We start from the raw sequence: 15,282 nt of genomic DNA on the forward strand, positions 1-15,282 counted from the left end.
TAAGATATAATGTATAGTAACTGTGTGAAAGGAGTAACAGCGTGACAAAGGATACGAATGAAAAAAACACGCAGTCTTCAAGCTTCCGCGCTCAAATTTTACGAGATTTGGAAGAATTGAAGGTGAAACGTTTGGCGGAACAATCAGCGGATGTTCTTGTTGATAAGCGTAACGAAATTATCAACGAGCTCCAGCCTAGTCTTGCCGAAGAAAAAGCCCTCCATAGAGAGCCTGAAATTGTAAAAGTAGAAGGTATTGCTTTTCCTGATTCATACTTGCCAGAAGAACAGCAAGAATCAGAAGTGATGACGGAAAGTATTGAAGAGCCAACATCAGAAACTTTGGCTACTCCAGAGACTTTTGAGATTGAAAAAGAAGTCATTTCAAGTCCGGTTCCTCAAGATACGGTGGAGCGGAACTTGGAAGAGCTACGAAACCTTGTAGCTGCTAATACTGTAGAATTTGATGAGGCTCCATCAAGCTCGTTGGTTTCCGAACCAGTTGAGCCTGTCCTTTCAGAGAAGTCTTCTTTGGAAGATACATTTTTGGAATTTCCAACGGAAGATGTATCAGCTGTAACGGGTGATACAGAGGTTATCTCACTGGAAGAAACAATTATAGCTCCAAAGACAACGGCTATTGTTCCAGAAGTAGACAAGCAGATGCAGGAAACACAACCTAGAAGAAGAACAACCCACAGAACAAGCAAGCAACGTCGTAAAAAACAAGATAACGCTGCGAAACGCATTGTCTCTGTTATCATGTCGATTATTGTAGTGGCGGTTCTAGTGACAGGTCTTACTGGCTATATGTGGGTAAAATCTAGTCTAGAACCAGTCAATACCAAAGCTACAGAAGCTATTCAGGTAGAGATTCCAGAAGGGTCTTCAACTTTAGAAATTGGTAAAATTTTAGTTGATAACAAGTTGATTAAGAATGCTACTATTTTTAATTACTACTCTAAAATTAAGAGCTATAATAATTTCCAAAGTGGTTTTTATAATTTAAAACAAAATATGTCTGTGGATGACATCGCCAAAGCACTTCAAGAAAGTGGCACTCCGACAGCTCAAAAAGAAGCCGCAGGTAAGATTTTGATTGTTGAAGGGTATACACTGACACAAATTGCTCAGGCTATTACAGATAATACCAAGACAGAAGATAAAAATGATAAAACACCATTTACCACAGAACAATTTATGGCTACTGTGACCAACCAAGATTTTATTAATCGAATGGTTGCTACTTATCCAAAATTGTTTGCCAGCTTACCAGCTGCTGATAGTGGAGTTATTTATCAGTTGGAAGGTTACCTCTTCCCAGCGGTTTATGAATACAGCGATGAAACAACTATCGAAGAGCTCGTTGAGCAAATGATTGCCGCGATGGATAATCGTTTACAACCATATTATGAAACGATTGCTGCTAAGAATTTGACTGTAAATGAAGTTCTTACCTTGGCATCTTTGGTTGAAAAAGAAGGTTCGACTGATGAAGATCGTCGAAACATTGCAAGTGTCTTCTTTAACCGCTTGAATGCAGCAATGCCTCTACAATCCAATATTGCAATCTTGTATGCTCAGGGTAAACTTGGTCAAGAAACAACTTTGGCAGAAGATGCAGCGATTGATACATCAATTGAGTCACCATACAACATTTATTGGACACCAGGATTGCTGCCTGGACCAGTGGATAGTCCAAGCCTTTCGGCTATCGAGGCAGTGATTAATGCCAACACGACAGACTATCTTTACTTTGTAGCAGATGTTACAACTGGAAATGTTTACTTTACAAATAATATTGATGAACATAACCAAAACGTTGCTAAGTATGTAAATGCACATCTTAATAATGAGTAAATTTTTACAACAAAATTATGTGGTTTTCCACATAATTTTGTTTTCATGAAAAATAAAAGAAAAGGAAAGACAAATGGCAGAAAAAACATATCCAATGACCTTGGAAGAAAAGGAAAAACTAGAAAAAGAACTAGAGGAACTAAAGCTAGTTCGTCGACCAGAAATTGTTGAACGTATTAAAATTGCTCGTTCTTACGGAGACCTTTCAGAAAACTCTGAGTACGAAGCAGCTAAAGATGAACAGGCTTTTGTTGAAGGTCAAATCTCAACAATCGAAACAAAAATTCGCTATGCTGAAATCGTAAACAGTGATGCAGTTGCGGCGGATGAAGTGGCAATTGGTAAGACTGTGACTGTTCAAGAAGTTGGTGAGACCGAGGAAGAAGTCTATCATATCGTTGGTGCTGCAGGTGCAGATGCCTTTGCAAACAAGATTTCAAATGAAAGCCCAATTGGTCATGCTTTGATTGGTAAAAAAACAGGAGATGTTGCAACAATTGAAACCCCTGCTGGTAGCTATGATGTAAAAATCTTGAAGGTTGAAAAAACGAAATAAGGTGTGGAGAGAGTCGAAAGATTCTCTCTTTTTGTATAGTCGTTTAGTAGGCTCTTTGATTCCTTCGACGAGCACTGAGGCGAACAGAGTTCGATTCAGCTCAACAACTTAAAACGAAAAATTGTTGACGAACTCTTCTATGAATGGTTGAGCTCCTTTCCCACCCCCTATTTCCAACCTCCAACTATTTCCCAGATAGTTGGAGCAAGTACAAAAAGTAAACTAATACTCAATAAAAATCAAAAATAGCATATTGAGGTCAATTTCTATGTGTAAAATTTCAATATCTAAGCTCAGATTGGAAATCATAGATTTTGACTAGCCATTCTCTTTTCGACAACTTCAAAATTGAAATTCTCTATATACAATTTGATTAGTAGATAGCTAATTTTGATTTTAAATGAGTATAAACATACTATATAAGAAAACAACCATCTGAAACAGATGGTTGCGATTTTTTATCTAGAACGTTGTTTACCGGCGTTACGGTTTGATTTCTTAGACGTTTTTTCTTCGATGATAGCGGATGCTTTAGGAGTTACATCCTTGATAGTTGATTTATATGGTTTTGGAGGATTATTTTTAAATTCTTCTTCAACCTTAGCACGGATACGTGGTTTCAAGATGAAGTTTGTAAGAGCTTGTTGAATAAGACCGATAAATCCACCGACTACCCAGTAGAGGGTAACACCAGCAGGTGAAGACCAAGAGAACATAACAATCATCAATGGGTTCATGATTGCCACAGCTCTCATTTGTTTCTTCTGTTCTTCGTCCATACCGACTTGCATCAGAAGTGATTGAGCGTAGTAGAGGATACCAGCAATAGCTGTTAGAATGAGACTTGCAGAACCGAGATCAATGCCAAGGAAGGTTGCTTCTGAGATTCCTTCTGTGTAACGAGCTGCATAGAAGAGTGCCGTGAAGAATGGCATTTGAATCAAGATAGGAAGGCAGCCCATTCCACCAAATACACTGACACCATATTGTTTTTGAGCAGCAAAGTATTCCTGTTGGGCAGCCAATTGCTCTTCTTGAGAACTTGCATTTTTCATGCGTTCTTGGATTGGACCTAAAATTGGTTTGAGGTAATTCATTTTCTCAGACTGATAGGTTGATTTCCAAGATTGGTAAATACCTAGTGGCATGATGAAGAGACGAACAATCAATGTCACGATAATTATAGCAACACCGAAACCGAGTCCTTGGTTTTCAGCGAAGAATTTAATCAAGTTTCCCATTGGGGCAACAAGGAAGTTGTAGACCCAACCTTCACCAGTAGGAACACCGTTCTTTGTCTGCACACATCCTGATAGAAATACTAGCGTAGACAGGGCTAGACCTGTTAATAAAATTCGTTTATTCTTTTTCAAAATGATACATTCCTTTTTTTACAAGATACATTCTATTTTACTTTTTTTGTTCAAAATATACAAGTTTTATCTATAAGCCACCTGAAAATCCTTATAGTCTTCGAAGTTGGCTAGGGTGACATCGAGATAGGTGACTTTGGCCATACGAGAAGGCCCTTTCCGAATTTCATGGATAAAATGGCTGAGCTTCTCAGCATTGTCTGACTGAGCTAAAATGGTGACAGTTCCATCATCATTATTCCAAACTCTGCCGTAGATGTCGCCTATTTCCACAGCTAAAAATTGAACAGACCAACGAAAGCCGACTCCTTGCACACGACCAGATGCAATCATTTTTACCTTTCGCATAAGTTTCTCCTTTTGACAAGACATTTACTTTATTATATCATGGTTGGGTAAGACTGTTCAAAAATCAAGATAATTGATTTAGCCGTTGGAAAATTGAGGTTGCTGAGCAGTAAAAGAAAAAGGGGCATTCATGGAGATCATTCGCTCAAAGGCCAATCATTTGGTCAAGCAGGTTAAGAAATTACAACAGAAAAAATACCGTACTTCTTCTTATTTGATTGAAGGTTGGCATTTGTTAGAAGAGGCTTTGGCTGCTGGTGCAAGTATTGAACACATTTTGGTATCAGAAGAACATGTTCATCGGGTTGCTGGCTTATCCAATGTAACAGTTGTCAGTTCAGATATTATGCAGGATTTGGCAGACTCACGGACACCGCAAGGGGTAGTAGCTCAACTGTCCTTACCAAATCAGACCTTACCCGATGTCTTAACAGGAAAATTTTTGGTTCTGGAGGATGTGCAGGACCCTGGAAATGTTGGTACCATGATTCGTACAGCTGATGCAGCTGGTTTTGATGGAGTATTCCTATCGGATAAGTCGGCAGATATTTACAATATGAAAGTTCTGCGTTCCATGCAAGGGAGTCATTTCCACTTGCCAGTTTATCGAATGCCGATGACTGCTATTTTTTCTGCTTTAAAAAGCAATCAGATACAAATCTTGGCAACAACCCTCTCTAGTCAGTCGGTTGATTATAAGGAAGTTACGCCAAATCCGAGTTTTGCCTTGGTCATGGGAAATGAAGGTCAAGGAATTTCAACTTTTGTAGCCGATGAGGCGGATCAACTTGTTCACATCACCATGCCAGGGCAGGCGGAAAGCCTCAATGTGGCGATTGCAGCAGGAATTTTATTGTTTAGCTTTATTTAAGCCAAGTGTACTATAGTGTGGTATAATATTCCAACGAGGTTCAAAGAATGGTTGCATATAAACAAGATAAAGAATACATGCATTACGTGGGGCACTTGATTGCCACACCCAAGGTGCAAAAATTGGGGAAAATCCCTCATCATTATTACTCCACGCGCTTGGAACATTCCATAAATGTCTCTTATACAAGCTATAAGATTGCGAAAAAATTTGGTTGGGATGCCAAGTCAACAGCTCGTGGTGGTCTATTGCATGATTTATTCTTCTATGATTGGAGAGATACCAAATTCAACAAGAGCCATGCTTGGGTTCATCCACGAATTGCTAAACGCAATGCTCAGAAACTCATTCAACTCAATAAACTAGAAGAAGACATCATTGTGAAGCATATGTTTGGTGCGACAATCGCTCCTCCTCGCTACAAGGAATCTTGGATTGTGACATGTGTGGATAAGTATTGGGCTGTGAGAGAGTGGAGTCTGCCCTTACAACACAAGTGGAAAAATCGTAAGGTCTTTCGGTTTCAATAAAATGATTTAAAGGAGAATAGTATGAATAACGATTCATTTATTATTAATCAGGTGGATAATACCGCCCTCAACCGTTTCTTCGGTAAAATTTATGGTGTGGTTGCCATGGGAATTGGTCTATCAGCTCTAGTTTCTTTCTTGGCTGTGACCGTCTTTCAATCTTTATTGCTTAGTCTGCTGAGTGCAGGTTCCATCATCATGATGCTGATTATGATTGGTCAGATTGCCTTGGTTGTTTCTGCTTCAGCAATGGCAGCTAAAAATAGCCCAATGGCTCTACCAATGTTTCTTGCCTACTCAGTAACAAATGGGATTACCATCAGCATGATTTTGATGTTCTATACTAGCGAAACAGTTGTGCTCGCCTTCGTGTCAGCGGCTCTCATGTTTGCTATCATGGCTGTAATTGGGATGACAACGAAGAAGGATCTTTCTGGTATGGCTCAGGCATTGCGTGCAGCTCTATGGGGAATTATTATTGCAAGTGTTATTAATATCTTCCTTCGTAGCTCAGGTCTAAGCTTTATGATGTCTATCATTTCTGTTTTGGTATTCTCAGGTTTGATTGCTTATGATAACCAACGTATCCGCAATGTTTTCGAACAAACTGGTGGTAATGTTGGCCAAGGTTGGGTCGTATCCATGGCGCTTCAGCTCTATCTTGACTTCATCAACCTCTTCCTCAACCTACTCCGTATCTTTGGTGGTTTGAGTAGAGACTAATTATGACATATAAAAAAGAGGGGTGCCCTCTTTTTTTATATGTCGTTTGTTATGCTAGAGCTCCCATTGGATCCCATGGGGCAAGGACTTGTGGTTGAGCTTGATAAGCTGCTAGTTCTTCTGGTGTGAGGAATTCTTTTCGGACAACAATCTGATAAGTATACTCGTCCATCCAGCTATCTGATGCGACGAAGTATCCCTTGTCCCCAACCTTGTCACCCCAAGAGTTTTCTACTTTCCATTTGAGAGGTTGCTCATTATCGTCTAAATCAACACCAGTTAAGACCATAGCGTGGGTCATCAAACTTTCGGAGTAGTCTAATCTTCCAGCCTTGTCTTGATGGAAATGGATACCCAGACCTGAAGAGAAGTCGTAGGTGTTGGTTGCCATAATACCAGTTTGACGATTGCTACTTTGACCGACATCGGAACCAAACCAAACGGACTCACCAGCTTTGAGTTGGGCAATAGCCAGTTCTTTAAAACGGTTCATTTCTACATTGAGGTAGCGGACAGCAGGGGCGCCAACAACGTTCCCCAACAATTCGACTGTATAAGATTTATTGTAGGGTTTGTCAGTTGTAGGAGCGTTGATAATGGAGACATAGTCAGATAGTTTCAAACCAACGTATTTCTCGTAGAATGCCTGAGGTGTTACATTTGTATCACGGTGATAGACATTGTCTTTATCTCTATATGCAAAATCAAAGCTGCGTGGAGGGAGTCCAAGGTTGACGGCTAGGAAGTTAAAGATTTCTTGAAGCAAGTTTTCTTTTTGTACTTGAACTTCTTCCGAGGAAGCTCCTTTGGCAAGGAGGTCTCGCAAGATTTGTGCATCTTGACGGAGCAATTTGTTAAGGTACTGATTAAGCTCACGGCTGGCACTGGATGAGATAGATTCTGGATAGACGGATTTCGGTACCACACCATATTTTTCAAATAGAGCAACAACCATATCCCATTGACCGCCATCTTGTTGCGGGGTATCCAATAAGAATTTTACCTTACGGCTACCAATTTCTTGGTCAGCTGTGGCGATGATTTGTTCGAGGAACCAGTTGGACTTTTCATATTTATCCCAAAAGAAGGTATGGGCTTGTGATAGCTCAAAATTTTCCAGTTTGAAGTCTGAGATGAGCTTGTGGCGGAAGGTATTCAATGCAGCAAACATCCAGCAACGTCCAGAAGCCTTTTGGTTTGAAACAGCGTCCTTGGTCAAGTCGATTGAAAAGACATAGTCATTGTCGATGGCGCTTTGGCGTGTTTCTAAGGATTTCAAAAGTCCGTTGTGGCTCACGGCATTTTCGGTTGCCTGCAGGCTTGGATTAGCTAGATAGTTGGCATACAAGCGTTCTGTAAAATCAAAATCTAATGTTGACATATATTACTCCTTTTTTAATGATATTCACATTATAACGCTCGTAATTTATTTTGCAAGTATTTGGTGGAGTTGAAAGCTATAGTTCCTCACATATTTGTGATATAATAGGAAAAATATTTGATGAGGTAGCGACATGACCAAGACACCATTTGTTAGTAAAGAAGTTTTAGAAACCATTACGGAGCAATTTCCGACTCCATTCCATTTGTATGATGAAAAAGGTATTCGTGAGAAGGCCCGTGCCCTTAATGCGGCTTTTTCATGGAACAAGGGCTTTAAGGAATATTTTGCGGTCAAGGCGACTCCAACTCCAGCTATTTTAAAAATTCTTCAAGAAGAAGGCTGTGGAGTTGACTGTGCAACGGATGTAGAAGTGTTGATGAGTGAAAAACTGGGCTTTAAGGACATCATGTTCACATCCAATGATACCCAAGCGCAAGAATTTGTCTATGCCAGAAAAGTTGGGGCGACTATTAACCTGGATGCCTATGAGCATATTGAATTTTTGAAAAATGTTGCTGGAATCCCAGAAACGGTCTGCCTCCGTTACAATCCAGGTGGGGTCTTCTCGCTGGGAACGGATATTATGGACCACCCAGAAGAGTCTAAATTTGGGATGACCAAGGACCAGTTGATGAAAGGCTATAAGGAGCTAAAAGAACTGGGTGTCAAGGAATTTGGAATCCATGCCTTTCTGGCCTCAAACACTGTTACCAATGACTACTACCCTGTCTTAGCTCGCCAACTCTTTGAATTGGCCTTGGAAATCCGTGAGGAAACAGGTGTGACCTTAGACTTTATCAACCTCTCAGGCGGGATTGGTGTCAACTATCGTCCAGAGCAAGAACCAAACGACATTGCTGTCATTGGTGAGGGAGTTCGTAAGGTCTACGAGGAAATTCTCACGCCAGCTGGTATGGGACATGTCAAAATCTTTACGGAATTGGGACGTTTTATGTTGGCTCCACACGGTCACTTGATTACTAAGGTCCTTCACCGTAAGGAAACCTATCGTACCTATATCGGTGTCGATGCATCAGCTGCCAACCTCATGCGCCCAGCCTTCTATGGCGCCTACCACCATATCACCAACATCACCCGCCCAGATGCCCCAATCGAAGTGGTGGATGTGGCTGGTTCCCTCTGTGAAAACAACGACAAGTTTGCAGTCAATCGTGAATTACCACGGGCAGAAGTAGGTGACACCTTGGTCATTCATGACAGTGGAGCCCACGGCTTCTCTATGGGCTACAACTATAATGGTCGTCTGCGTTCAGCAGAGATTCTTTTGGAGGAAAATGGCGGAGCGCGTATGATTCGTCGGGCTGAAACTCCTGAGGACTATTTCGCAACTATTTACGGTTTTGAATTTGACAGGTAAGTCTTGGAAAAACTGTCTTAATTTGGTATAATAGTGTCAGTTGAGACAGGTTCTCGCTAAGCAGAAATGTATAAAGAAAAGTCAGGAGATTGACACATTATGTCAGTACATATTGGAATTGTTATTTTATTGGTTATCTTAGCACTTGCTGGTGGGGTTGCCCTCGGTATTTACTTGTCACGTAAACAAGTGGAAAAATTCATCGCTGATAAGCCGATTTTGGATGAAAATGCCCTTCGTTTGATGATGAGTCAAATGGGTCAAAAACCAAGCGAAGCAAAGGTACAACAAGTACTACGCCAAATCAAGAGCCAACAAAAAGTGGCAAGCAAGAAAAAATAATCAAACTGGGACTGGGATATTCATTCCCAGATCCCATTTTTTGAGTAGAAAAGAAAGGCTAGTCAGATTTTCTGGCTATTCTCAGTAGTATGGATAATCGACCAATAGGTTTTTTAGATTCAGGTGTGGGGGGATTAACGGTTGCGCGTGAGTTAATGCGCCAACTTCCCCATGAAGAAATCGTTTATATCGGGGACTCGGCACGGGCACCTTATGGTCCCCGTCCAGCGGAACAAATCAGAGAATATACTTGGCAGTTGGTCCATTTCCTTTTGACAAAAAATGTAAAAATGATTGTTTTTGCCTGCAATACGGCAACAGCGGTAGCCTGGGAAGAAGTCAAGGAAAAGTTGGATATTCCTGTTTTGGGTGTAATTTTACCAGGTGCTTCGGCAGCTATCAAGGCAACGCAAACTGGTAAGGTTGGTGTCTTAGGAACGGCTATGACTATTCAATCCGATATCTATCGTGAAAAAATTCAGGCCCTTTCTCCAGAAACGCAGGTAGACAGTCTGGCCTGTCCCAAGTTTGCCCCTCTGGTTGAGTCCAATAGCTACCAATCCAGTCTTGCCAAAAAGGTTGTTTATGAGACACTTCGACCACTCGTTGGGAAAGTGGACACCTTGGTTTTGGGCTGCACCCATTATCCTCTGCTTCGCCCTATCATCCAGAATGCCATGGGCAAGGATGTCAAGTTGATTGACAGTGGTGCAGAGTGTGCACGGGATATTTCTGTTTTATTAAATTACTTTCAAATCAACCGCAGCCGAACCGAAAAGGATATTCAGCACAGATTTTACACAACAGCTAGTCCGGCAGCTTTTAAAGAAATAGCTGAAAGCTGGATGGGCATTGATATTCATGTGGAGCATGTAGAACTATGACAGACAAGATATACGAATACAGAGATGAACACAATTGGTTTATTGGAAAGGCTAGCTTTGCTAACCTATTTGGTTCATTTGGTGAAAATGGGAGAGAGCAGGAAATTTACCAGATTGGTCAATTGTTTGACAAACTGATTGCAGGTAATTATGATGATGAGAACTTTAACCAGTGTGTCAAAATTGAAGTGATTAAACTTCAGTCGGACTTTGCCCTCTTCCAATTTGCCTGTGGTATTTTGAATGAGTTAAACAATCGTCAGTTCAAGGTTCTCCAACACCAAGGAGCTATTCTGGTAACAGAGAACGACAAACTTCTCTTAGTCCATCTGCCCCAAGCAGGAGTTAGCACGGCAGATTTCTTCGGTCAAGACAAGGGATTGGCAAGCGTAGGAGATACCATCTTAATTGCTACAAAAAATGAAGGTAAGACCAAGGAATTCCGTAAGTTTTTTGAGCGTTTTGGCTACCAGGTCGAGAACCTCAACAACTATCCTGACCTGCCAGATGTAGCAGAAACAGGGATGACTTTTGAGGAAAATGCACGGCTCAAGGCTGAAACCATAGCAGAGCTGACAGGCAAGATGGTCTTGGCAGATGATTCTGGTTTGAAGGTTGATGCACTTGGCGGACTGCCAGGAGTTTGGTCTGCCCGTTTTTCAGGTCCAGATGCCACAGATGAGCTCAATAATGCAAAACTTTTGCACGAGTTGGCTATGGTCTTCGACTTGAAAAATCGTTCGGCACAATTCCATTGTACTCTAGTCATGGCTGCTCCAAATCGTGATAGTTTGGTTGTCGAAGCGGACTGGGAAGGCTTTATCGGTATGGATCTCCGTGGGGAAAATGGGTTTGGATATGATCCACTTTTCCTCGTAGGTGAAACAGGTAAGACCTCGGCAGAATTAACCCTAGAAGAAAAGAATAAGATTTCCCATCGTGCACAAGCACTAGAAAAATTAGTGGAGGCATTTCCAGTATGGCAGGAGCAAGCAAAACAATCCTAGTCATGAGCGACTCTCATGGGGATAGACAGATTGTAGAGGATATTAAACGTCATTATCTTGGCAAGGTCGATGCTATCTTTCACAATGGTGATTCGGAGCTGGACAGTCAAGATAGTTTGTGGGACGGCATTCAAGTGGTCAATGGCAACTGCGACTATTTTGGTGGTTACCCTGACCAGCTCATTACTCAATTGGATGGTGTGACTATCGCTCAGACTCATGGTCATCTTTATGGCATTAATTACGGCTGGCAACGGTTGGATTATTGGGCACAGGAAGTTGATGCGGATATTTGCTTGTATGGGCATCTGCATGTGCCTGATGCCGAAGTGCGTGGCAAGACCCTCTTCCTCAATCCTGGCTCCGTTAGTCAACCTCGTGGTTTGGTCAGAGAATGTCTCTATGCTCTTGTGACCATCTATGATGATCACTTCCATGTGGATTACTATAATCGACAGCACCAACTTTACCCAGCATTGACAAAGGATATTTCAAGATGATTGCAAGAGAATTTGAAGCCTTTTTATTGGACCAGGAAGAAACTTTCTTGACACCAGCGGATAAATTGGCAGTAATTATTGATACGCATAATATTGACCATGCAAAACTGTTACTCAGTCACATGACCTATTCACGCGTACCCGTGGTAACAGAAGATGGCCGCTTTTTTGGAACCATCGGCTTGACGGAAATCATTAAATATCAAGCTGAAAATGAACTATCGGATGATGAGTTAAACAGAGATATTTCCTTGATTGCTAAGACAGATGAAGAGACGGTTGGTCTGGATTATGATTTGACAGAAGTGATGCGCAAGCTAGTAGATCAATCTTTCCTACCTGTTCTAGGGGAAAACAGAGAATTTCTAGGCATTATTACCCGCAAATCCATTCTCAAAGCCATTAATGCCCTCTTGCATAATTTTCCCCTAGCATCAAAAGAAGGCAAGAAATGAAGCAGGCGATTGAATCTTTTATCCAGAGCAAAAAGGTCAGTGTCAACAGCCAAAAGTCCTATACCTATGACCTGCAGCAGTTTGTGACAGTAACAAAGGGGGAGATTAGCCAACAGTCTCTTTGGGTCTATCAGCAGTCTCTTCTAGACTTGAAGCCTGCTGCTCAGAAAAGAAAAATGTCAGCGGTCAATCAATTTCTCTACTTTCTTTATGAAAATAATCTCCTGGATCGTTTTTATAAATTACAAACGATGTCAGGTCCAGCCAGCGTCAAAAAGAAACTGGAGCGTGAGGATTTAACTCTCCTCTTTCAAGAAAGTCCTTGGCTTGATGGGCAACTGATTGCTCTTTTGATTGCCTTACTAGGGCTGACTCCTAGTGAAATAGCAGAGCTGACTAGTCAGCAGGTCAATCTGGATTTTCAAGTCCTGACAGTTGAGAAGGGAGCAACCAAGCGCGTGCTCACTCTACCCAAGGAATTGATACCCTATATGGAGTCTCATCTGTCTGGACGCTATGTCTTCGATAAGAAGGGACAGACCTATTCTCGTCAATGGTTTTTTAATCGTCTGACAGAATTTGTCCAGTCCATCGGCAAGCCTGATTGGACAGCCCAAAAATTGCGGGAGCAGTATATTCTAAAACAGATAGACGAAGGAAAATCCTTGGACCAAATCGCCAAGCAGTTGGGACTGAAAACAAGCATGAGTTTGGAAAAATTTAGATAATGGATATAAAATTAAAAGATTTTGAAGGGCCACTTGATCTCCTACTACACCTGGTGTCCAAGTATCAAGTAGATATTTACGAGGTTCCAATTACAGAGGTTATCGAGCAATATTTGGCCTACATTGCTACCTTGCAAGCCATGCGTTTAGAGTTGGCGGGAGAATATATGCTCATGGCTAGTCAATTGATGGTCATCAAAAGTCGTCGGTTATTGCCGAAGGTTGTTGAGCAAATTGATCCCGAAGATGATCCTGAAATGGACCTCTTGGACCAGTTGGAAGAATACCGCAAGTTCAAGCTTCTCAGTGAGAAATTAGGGGAGCAACATGATGAACGGGCCAACTATTTTTCAAAACCCAAATTAGATTTGATTTATGATGATGTACAGTTAGCCAAGGATAAGACCGTCATTGACATTTTCCTAGCTTTTTCTAAAGTAATGGCTGAAAAACAGGCAAGCCTTCGTCAGTCTCATGCGACCATTGCCCGTGATGAATATAAAATCGAAGACATGATGGACTTTGTTCGCAGTCGTTTCGAGACAGTTCCACGCCTTGAACTCCGTCAGCTTTTTCAAGAAAGTCAAGATGTCAATGAAATGATTACGATCTTCCTTGCGACTTTGGAATTGGTCAAGGTTCATGAAATCGTCTTGGAGCAGACAGAGACTTTTGGAGATATTTATCTAGTAAGGAGTGAAGATGAATCGCTTAGCTGAAATCGAAGTCCTGCTTTTTGTGGCAGGTGAGGATGGCTTGAGTTTGCGCAATTTGGCTGAAATGTTGGAATTGCAGCCCACAGCTGTCAGCCAGCAGTTAGAGAAACTTAGTGAGAAATATATGGCAGACAAAGCCTCAGGCTTAGCCATCTTAGAGTCTTCCAATCGCTACAAGTTGGTCACTAAAAAAGAGTATGCAAACCTTCTGCGTATCTATGCCAAAACACCAATCAATCAGACTATGTCCAGAGCTCTTTTGGAAACCTTGTCGATCGTTGCCTACAAACAGCCGATTACTCGGATTGAAGTCGATGATATTCGTGGGGTCAATTCCAGCGGTGCCATCAGTAAGTTACAGGCCTTTGACCTTATCCGTGAGAATGGGAAGAAAGAGGTTCTTGGTAGACCCAATCTCTATGTCACGACGGAGTATTTCCTGGATTACATGGGAATCAATAGCCTAGAAGAATTGCCAGATGTGTCTGAAATCGACTTGGTTGAGCAAGAAACTGAGCTATTCATAGAAAGAAATGAGTTAGAAGATGAGAATTAACAAATACATTGCCCACGCTGGTGTAGCCAGTCGTCGTAAGGCAGAAGAATTGATTAAGCAGGGCTTGGTAACCGTTAATGGTCAAGTTGTTCGCGAATTGGCAACGACCATTAAGTCGGGAGACAAGGTAGAAGTAGAAGGCCAGCCGATTTACAACGAGGAGAAAGTGTATTACCTACTCCATAAGCCGAAAGGTGTTATTTCCAGTGTGTCAGACGACAAGGGACGAAAGACTGTTGTGGACTTGTTGCCAACAGTCAAAGAACGGATTTATCCTGTTGGTCGTTTGGACTGGGATACTTCAGGTGTCCTAATTTTGACCAATGACGGTGATTTTACGGATGAGATGATTCATCCACGTAATGAGATTGATAAGGTGTACTTGGCGCGTGTCAAAGGGGTTGCCAACAAGGAAGTCTTGCGTCCCTTGACCCGTGGTGTCGTCATTGATGGCAAGAAAACCAAGCCAGCAGTATATGAGATTATCAAGGTGGATCCCGTTAAGAACCGCTCAGTTGTGGAATTAACGATCCATGAAGGACGCAATCATCAAGTTAAGAAAATGTTTGAAGCAGTTGGTTTACAGGTGGACAAACTCTCTCGTACCCGCTTTGGGAATTTGGACTTGACCGGTCTACGTCCAGGAGAATACCGCAAGCTCAACAAAAAAGACATCAGCAAACTGCATACCTTGGCTGTTACCAAGCCTGTGAAAAAATAATGACGAGATTATTAATCGGCTTAGTCCGATTCTATCAGAAATTCATTTCTCCCCTATTTCCGCCCTCCTGTCGCTATCGGCCGACTTGTTCAGCTTATATGATTGAGGCCTTGCAGAAACATGGTCTCAAGGGCTTTTTGATGGGGCTGGCTCGTATTGGGCGTTGCCATCCCTTTGTGGAAGGGGGAGAAGATCCTGTCCCGGACAGGTTTAGCTTGAAGCGTCATATACAGAAGTAGGGCAACCTACTTTTTCTTTTGGATATTTATTCAGAATTCAAGCGTCGAAATGTATGTTTATGATTTATTCATAATATCATACTAACATCATTAGCAAAAAACGAATTTTCTT

At 41.7% G+C, this 15,282-nt stretch carries 19 protein-coding genes; 16 read left to right on the top strand and 3 right to left on the bottom strand.

The genetic code is table 11. From position 1 onward, the window contains the following. Positions 1-41 precede the first annotated feature (41 nt). Together mltG and greA are read left to right on the top strand one after the other, a co-directional pair. Complete coding sequence (gene mltG, locus P7J36_RS02980) at positions 42-1,859, top strand: endolytic transglycosylase MltG (RefSeq protein ID WP_408551098.1); 1,818 nt, start codon at positions 42-44, stop codon at positions 1,857-1,859. A 73-nt stretch (positions 1,860-1,932) separates the two neighbouring features. After that, positions 1,933-2,415 (top strand): transcription elongation factor GreA, encoded by a 483-nt coding sequence (greA, locus tag P7J36_RS02985; RefSeq protein ID WP_002938298.1) that lies wholly within the window; start codon positions 1,933-1,935, stop codon positions 2,413-2,415. A gap of 458 nt (positions 2,416-2,873) precedes the next feature. On the opposite strand, the gene yidC is transcribed toward greA, so the two are convergent. Together yidC and P7J36_RS02995 are read right to left on the bottom strand one after the other, a co-directional pair. Further along, positions 2,874-3,788, bottom strand: a complete 915-nt coding sequence (yidC, locus tag P7J36_RS02990) for a membrane protein insertase YidC (protein WP_024399634.1) — start codon at positions 3,786-3,788, stop codon at positions 2,874-2,876. Positions 3,789-3,854: 66 nt separating this feature from the next. Next, the gene (locus P7J36_RS02995; protein WP_002942735.1) at positions 3,855-4,136 is read right to left on the bottom strand and encodes an acylphosphatase; all 282 of its coding nucleotides are present in this window, start codon (positions 4,134-4,136) and stop codon (positions 3,855-3,857) included. A gap of 130 nt (positions 4,137-4,266) precedes the next feature. On the opposite strand from P7J36_RS02995, the gene P7J36_RS03000 reads away from it, so the two are divergent. From P7J36_RS03000 to P7J36_RS03010, 3 genes are read left to right on the top strand one after another with little or no spacing between them, the layout of a single operon-like run. Beyond that, a complete protein-coding gene (locus P7J36_RS03000) occupies positions 4,267-5,007 on the top strand; it encodes a TrmH family RNA methyltransferase (protein WP_408551099.1) in 741 nt (246 codons plus the stop codon). A 47-nt stretch (positions 5,008-5,054) separates the two neighbouring features. Next, on the top strand, positions 5,055-5,537 hold the full coding sequence (locus tag P7J36_RS03005; protein WP_002942738.1) for an HD domain-containing protein: 483 nt from the start codon (positions 5,055-5,057) through the stop codon (positions 5,535-5,537). Between the two features lie 21 nt (positions 5,538-5,558). Beyond that, positions 5,559-6,260 (top strand): Bax inhibitor-1/YccA family protein, encoded by a 702-nt coding sequence (locus tag P7J36_RS03010; protein ID WP_009910586.1) that lies wholly within the window; start codon positions 5,559-5,561, stop codon positions 6,258-6,260. Positions 6,261-6,309: 49 nt separating this feature from the next. Here P7J36_RS03010 and pepC read toward each other — a convergent pair whose 3' ends face one another. Further along, the gene (gene pepC / locus P7J36_RS03015; RefSeq protein WP_024391151.1) at positions 6,310-7,641 is read right to left on the bottom strand and encodes an aminopeptidase C; all 1,332 of its coding nucleotides are present in this window, start codon (positions 7,639-7,641) and stop codon (positions 6,310-6,312) included. 133 nt (positions 7,642-7,774) lie between these two features. On the opposite strand from pepC, the gene P7J36_RS03020 reads away from it, so the two are divergent. The 11 genes from P7J36_RS03020 to yidD all read left to right on the top strand — a co-directional run bounded on the left by P7J36_RS03020 (position 7,775) and on the right by yidD (position 15,170). Next, the gene (locus P7J36_RS03020) at positions 7,775-9,022 is read left to right on the top strand and encodes a diaminopimelate decarboxylase (protein WP_408551100.1); all 1,248 of its coding nucleotides are present in this window, start codon (positions 7,775-7,777) and stop codon (positions 9,020-9,022) included. Positions 9,023-9,121: 99 nt separating this feature from the next. Next, complete coding sequence (locus P7J36_RS03025; RefSeq protein ID WP_408551101.1) at positions 9,122-9,364, top strand: YneF family protein; 243 nt, start codon at positions 9,122-9,124, stop codon at positions 9,362-9,364. A gap of 89 nt (positions 9,365-9,453) precedes the next feature. After that, entirely contained in the window at positions 9,454-10,248 is a 795-nt protein-coding gene (gene racE / locus P7J36_RS03030; protein WP_408551102.1) for a glutamate racemase, read from the top strand. Then, positions 10,245-11,255: a nucleoside-triphosphate diphosphatase gene (locus tag P7J36_RS03035; RefSeq protein ID WP_408562426.1), complete on the top strand. Its 1,011-nt coding sequence runs from the start codon at positions 10,245-10,247 to the stop codon at positions 11,253-11,255. The genes racE and P7J36_RS03035 overlap by 4 nt, the downstream gene beginning before the upstream one ends. Then, on the top strand, positions 11,228-11,755 hold the full coding sequence (locus tag P7J36_RS03040; RefSeq protein ID WP_024378616.1) for a metallophosphoesterase: 528 nt from the start codon (positions 11,228-11,230) through the stop codon (positions 11,753-11,755). The genes P7J36_RS03035 and P7J36_RS03040 overlap by 28 nt, the downstream gene beginning before the upstream one ends. Then, positions 11,752-12,210 carry a cyclic-di-AMP-binding protein CbpB gene (cbpB, locus tag P7J36_RS03045; RefSeq protein WP_024378617.1) on the top strand — a complete coding sequence of 153 codons (459 nt, stop codon included), beginning with the start codon at positions 11,752-11,754 and terminating at the stop codon, positions 12,208-12,210. The genes P7J36_RS03040 and cbpB overlap by 4 nt, the downstream gene beginning before the upstream one ends. Continuing rightward, on the top strand, positions 12,207-12,938 hold the full coding sequence (xerD, locus tag P7J36_RS03050) for a site-specific tyrosine recombinase XerD (protein ID WP_024375834.1): 732 nt from the start codon (positions 12,207-12,209) through the stop codon (positions 12,936-12,938). The genes cbpB and xerD overlap by 4 nt, the downstream gene beginning before the upstream one ends. Continuing rightward, positions 12,938-13,657, top strand: coding sequence for a segregation/condensation protein A (locus P7J36_RS03055; protein ID WP_024378618.1), 720 nt, complete (start codon positions 12,938-12,940; stop codon positions 13,655-13,657). Before xerD ends, P7J36_RS03055 begins: the two co-directional genes overlap by 1 nt. Further along, positions 13,641-14,210 (top strand): SMC-Scp complex subunit ScpB, encoded by a 570-nt coding sequence (scpB, locus tag P7J36_RS03060; RefSeq protein ID WP_408562427.1) that lies wholly within the window; start codon positions 13,641-13,643, stop codon positions 14,208-14,210. Before P7J36_RS03055 ends, scpB begins: the two co-directional genes overlap by 17 nt. After that, positions 14,200-14,931: a pseudouridine synthase gene (locus tag P7J36_RS03065; RefSeq protein ID WP_408551107.1), complete on the top strand. Its 732-nt coding sequence runs from the start codon at positions 14,200-14,202 to the stop codon at positions 14,929-14,931. Before scpB ends, P7J36_RS03065 begins: the two co-directional genes overlap by 11 nt. Then, on the top strand, positions 14,931-15,170 hold the full coding sequence (gene yidD, locus P7J36_RS03070; RefSeq protein ID WP_408551108.1) for a membrane protein insertion efficiency factor YidD: 240 nt from the start codon (positions 14,931-14,933) through the stop codon (positions 15,168-15,170). Before P7J36_RS03065 ends, yidD begins: the two co-directional genes overlap by 1 nt. Positions 15,171-15,282 lie beyond the last annotated feature (112 nt).

It is taken from the genome of Streptococcus suis, assembly GCF_046032115.1.
GTDB lineage: Bacteria > Bacillota > Bacilli > Lactobacillales > Streptococcaceae > Streptococcus > Streptococcus suis_AJ.

Excerpts from the sequence above, each read along its gene's own strand:
- P7J36_RS03035 (WP_408562426.1), top strand. The coding sequence starts at position 10,245 with ATGACAGACAAGATATACGAATACAGAGATGAACACAATTGGTTTATT.
- cbpB (WP_024378617.1), top strand. The coding sequence starts at position 11,752 with ATGATTGCAAGAGAATTTGAAGCCTTTTTATTGGACCAGGAAGAAACT.
- P7J36_RS03055 (WP_024378618.1), top strand. The coding sequence starts at position 12,938 with ATGGATATAAAATTAAAAGATTTTGAAGGGCCACTTGATCTCCTACTA.
- racE (WP_408551102.1), top strand. The coding sequence starts at position 9,454 with ATGGATAATCGACCAATAGGTTTTTTAGATTCAGGTGTGGGGGGATTA.
- P7J36_RS03010 (WP_009910586.1), top strand. The coding sequence starts at position 5,559 with ATGAATAACGATTCATTTATTATTAATCAGGTGGATAATACCGCCCTC.
- P7J36_RS03005 (WP_002942738.1), top strand. The coding sequence starts at position 5,055 with ATGGTTGCATATAAACAAGATAAAGAATACATGCATTACGTGGGGCAC.
- P7J36_RS03065 (WP_408551107.1), top strand. The coding sequence starts at position 14,200 with ATGAGAATTAACAAATACATTGCCCACGCTGGTGTAGCCAGTCGTCGT.
- P7J36_RS03020 (WP_408551100.1), top strand. The coding sequence starts at position 7,775 with ATGACCAAGACACCATTTGTTAGTAAAGAAGTTTTAGAAACCATTACG.
- P7J36_RS02995 (WP_002942735.1), bottom strand. The coding sequence starts at position 4,136 with ATGCGAAAGGTAAAAATGATTGCATCTGGTCGTGTGCAAGGAGTCGGC.
- P7J36_RS03040 (WP_024378616.1), top strand. The coding sequence starts at position 11,228 with ATGGCAGGAGCAAGCAAAACAATCCTAGTCATGAGCGACTCTCATGGG.
- xerD (WP_024375834.1), top strand. The coding sequence starts at position 12,207 with ATGAAGCAGGCGATTGAATCTTTTATCCAGAGCAAAAAGGTCAGTGTC.
- yidD (WP_408551108.1), top strand. The coding sequence starts at position 14,931 with ATGACGAGATTATTAATCGGCTTAGTCCGATTCTATCAGAAATTCATT.
- P7J36_RS03000 (WP_408551099.1), top strand. The coding sequence starts at position 4,267 with ATGGAGATCATTCGCTCAAAGGCCAATCATTTGGTCAAGCAGGTTAAG.
- scpB (WP_408562427.1), top strand. The coding sequence starts at position 13,641 with ATGAATCGCTTAGCTGAAATCGAAGTCCTGCTTTTTGTGGCAGGTGAG.
- greA (WP_002938298.1), top strand. The coding sequence starts at position 1,933 with ATGGCAGAAAAAACATATCCAATGACCTTGGAAGAAAAGGAAAAACTA.
- pepC (WP_024391151.1), bottom strand. The coding sequence starts at position 7,641 with ATGTCAACATTAGATTTTGATTTTACAGAACGCTTGTATGCCAACTAT.
- P7J36_RS03025 (WP_408551101.1), top strand. The coding sequence starts at position 9,122 with ATGTCAGTACATATTGGAATTGTTATTTTATTGGTTATCTTAGCACTT.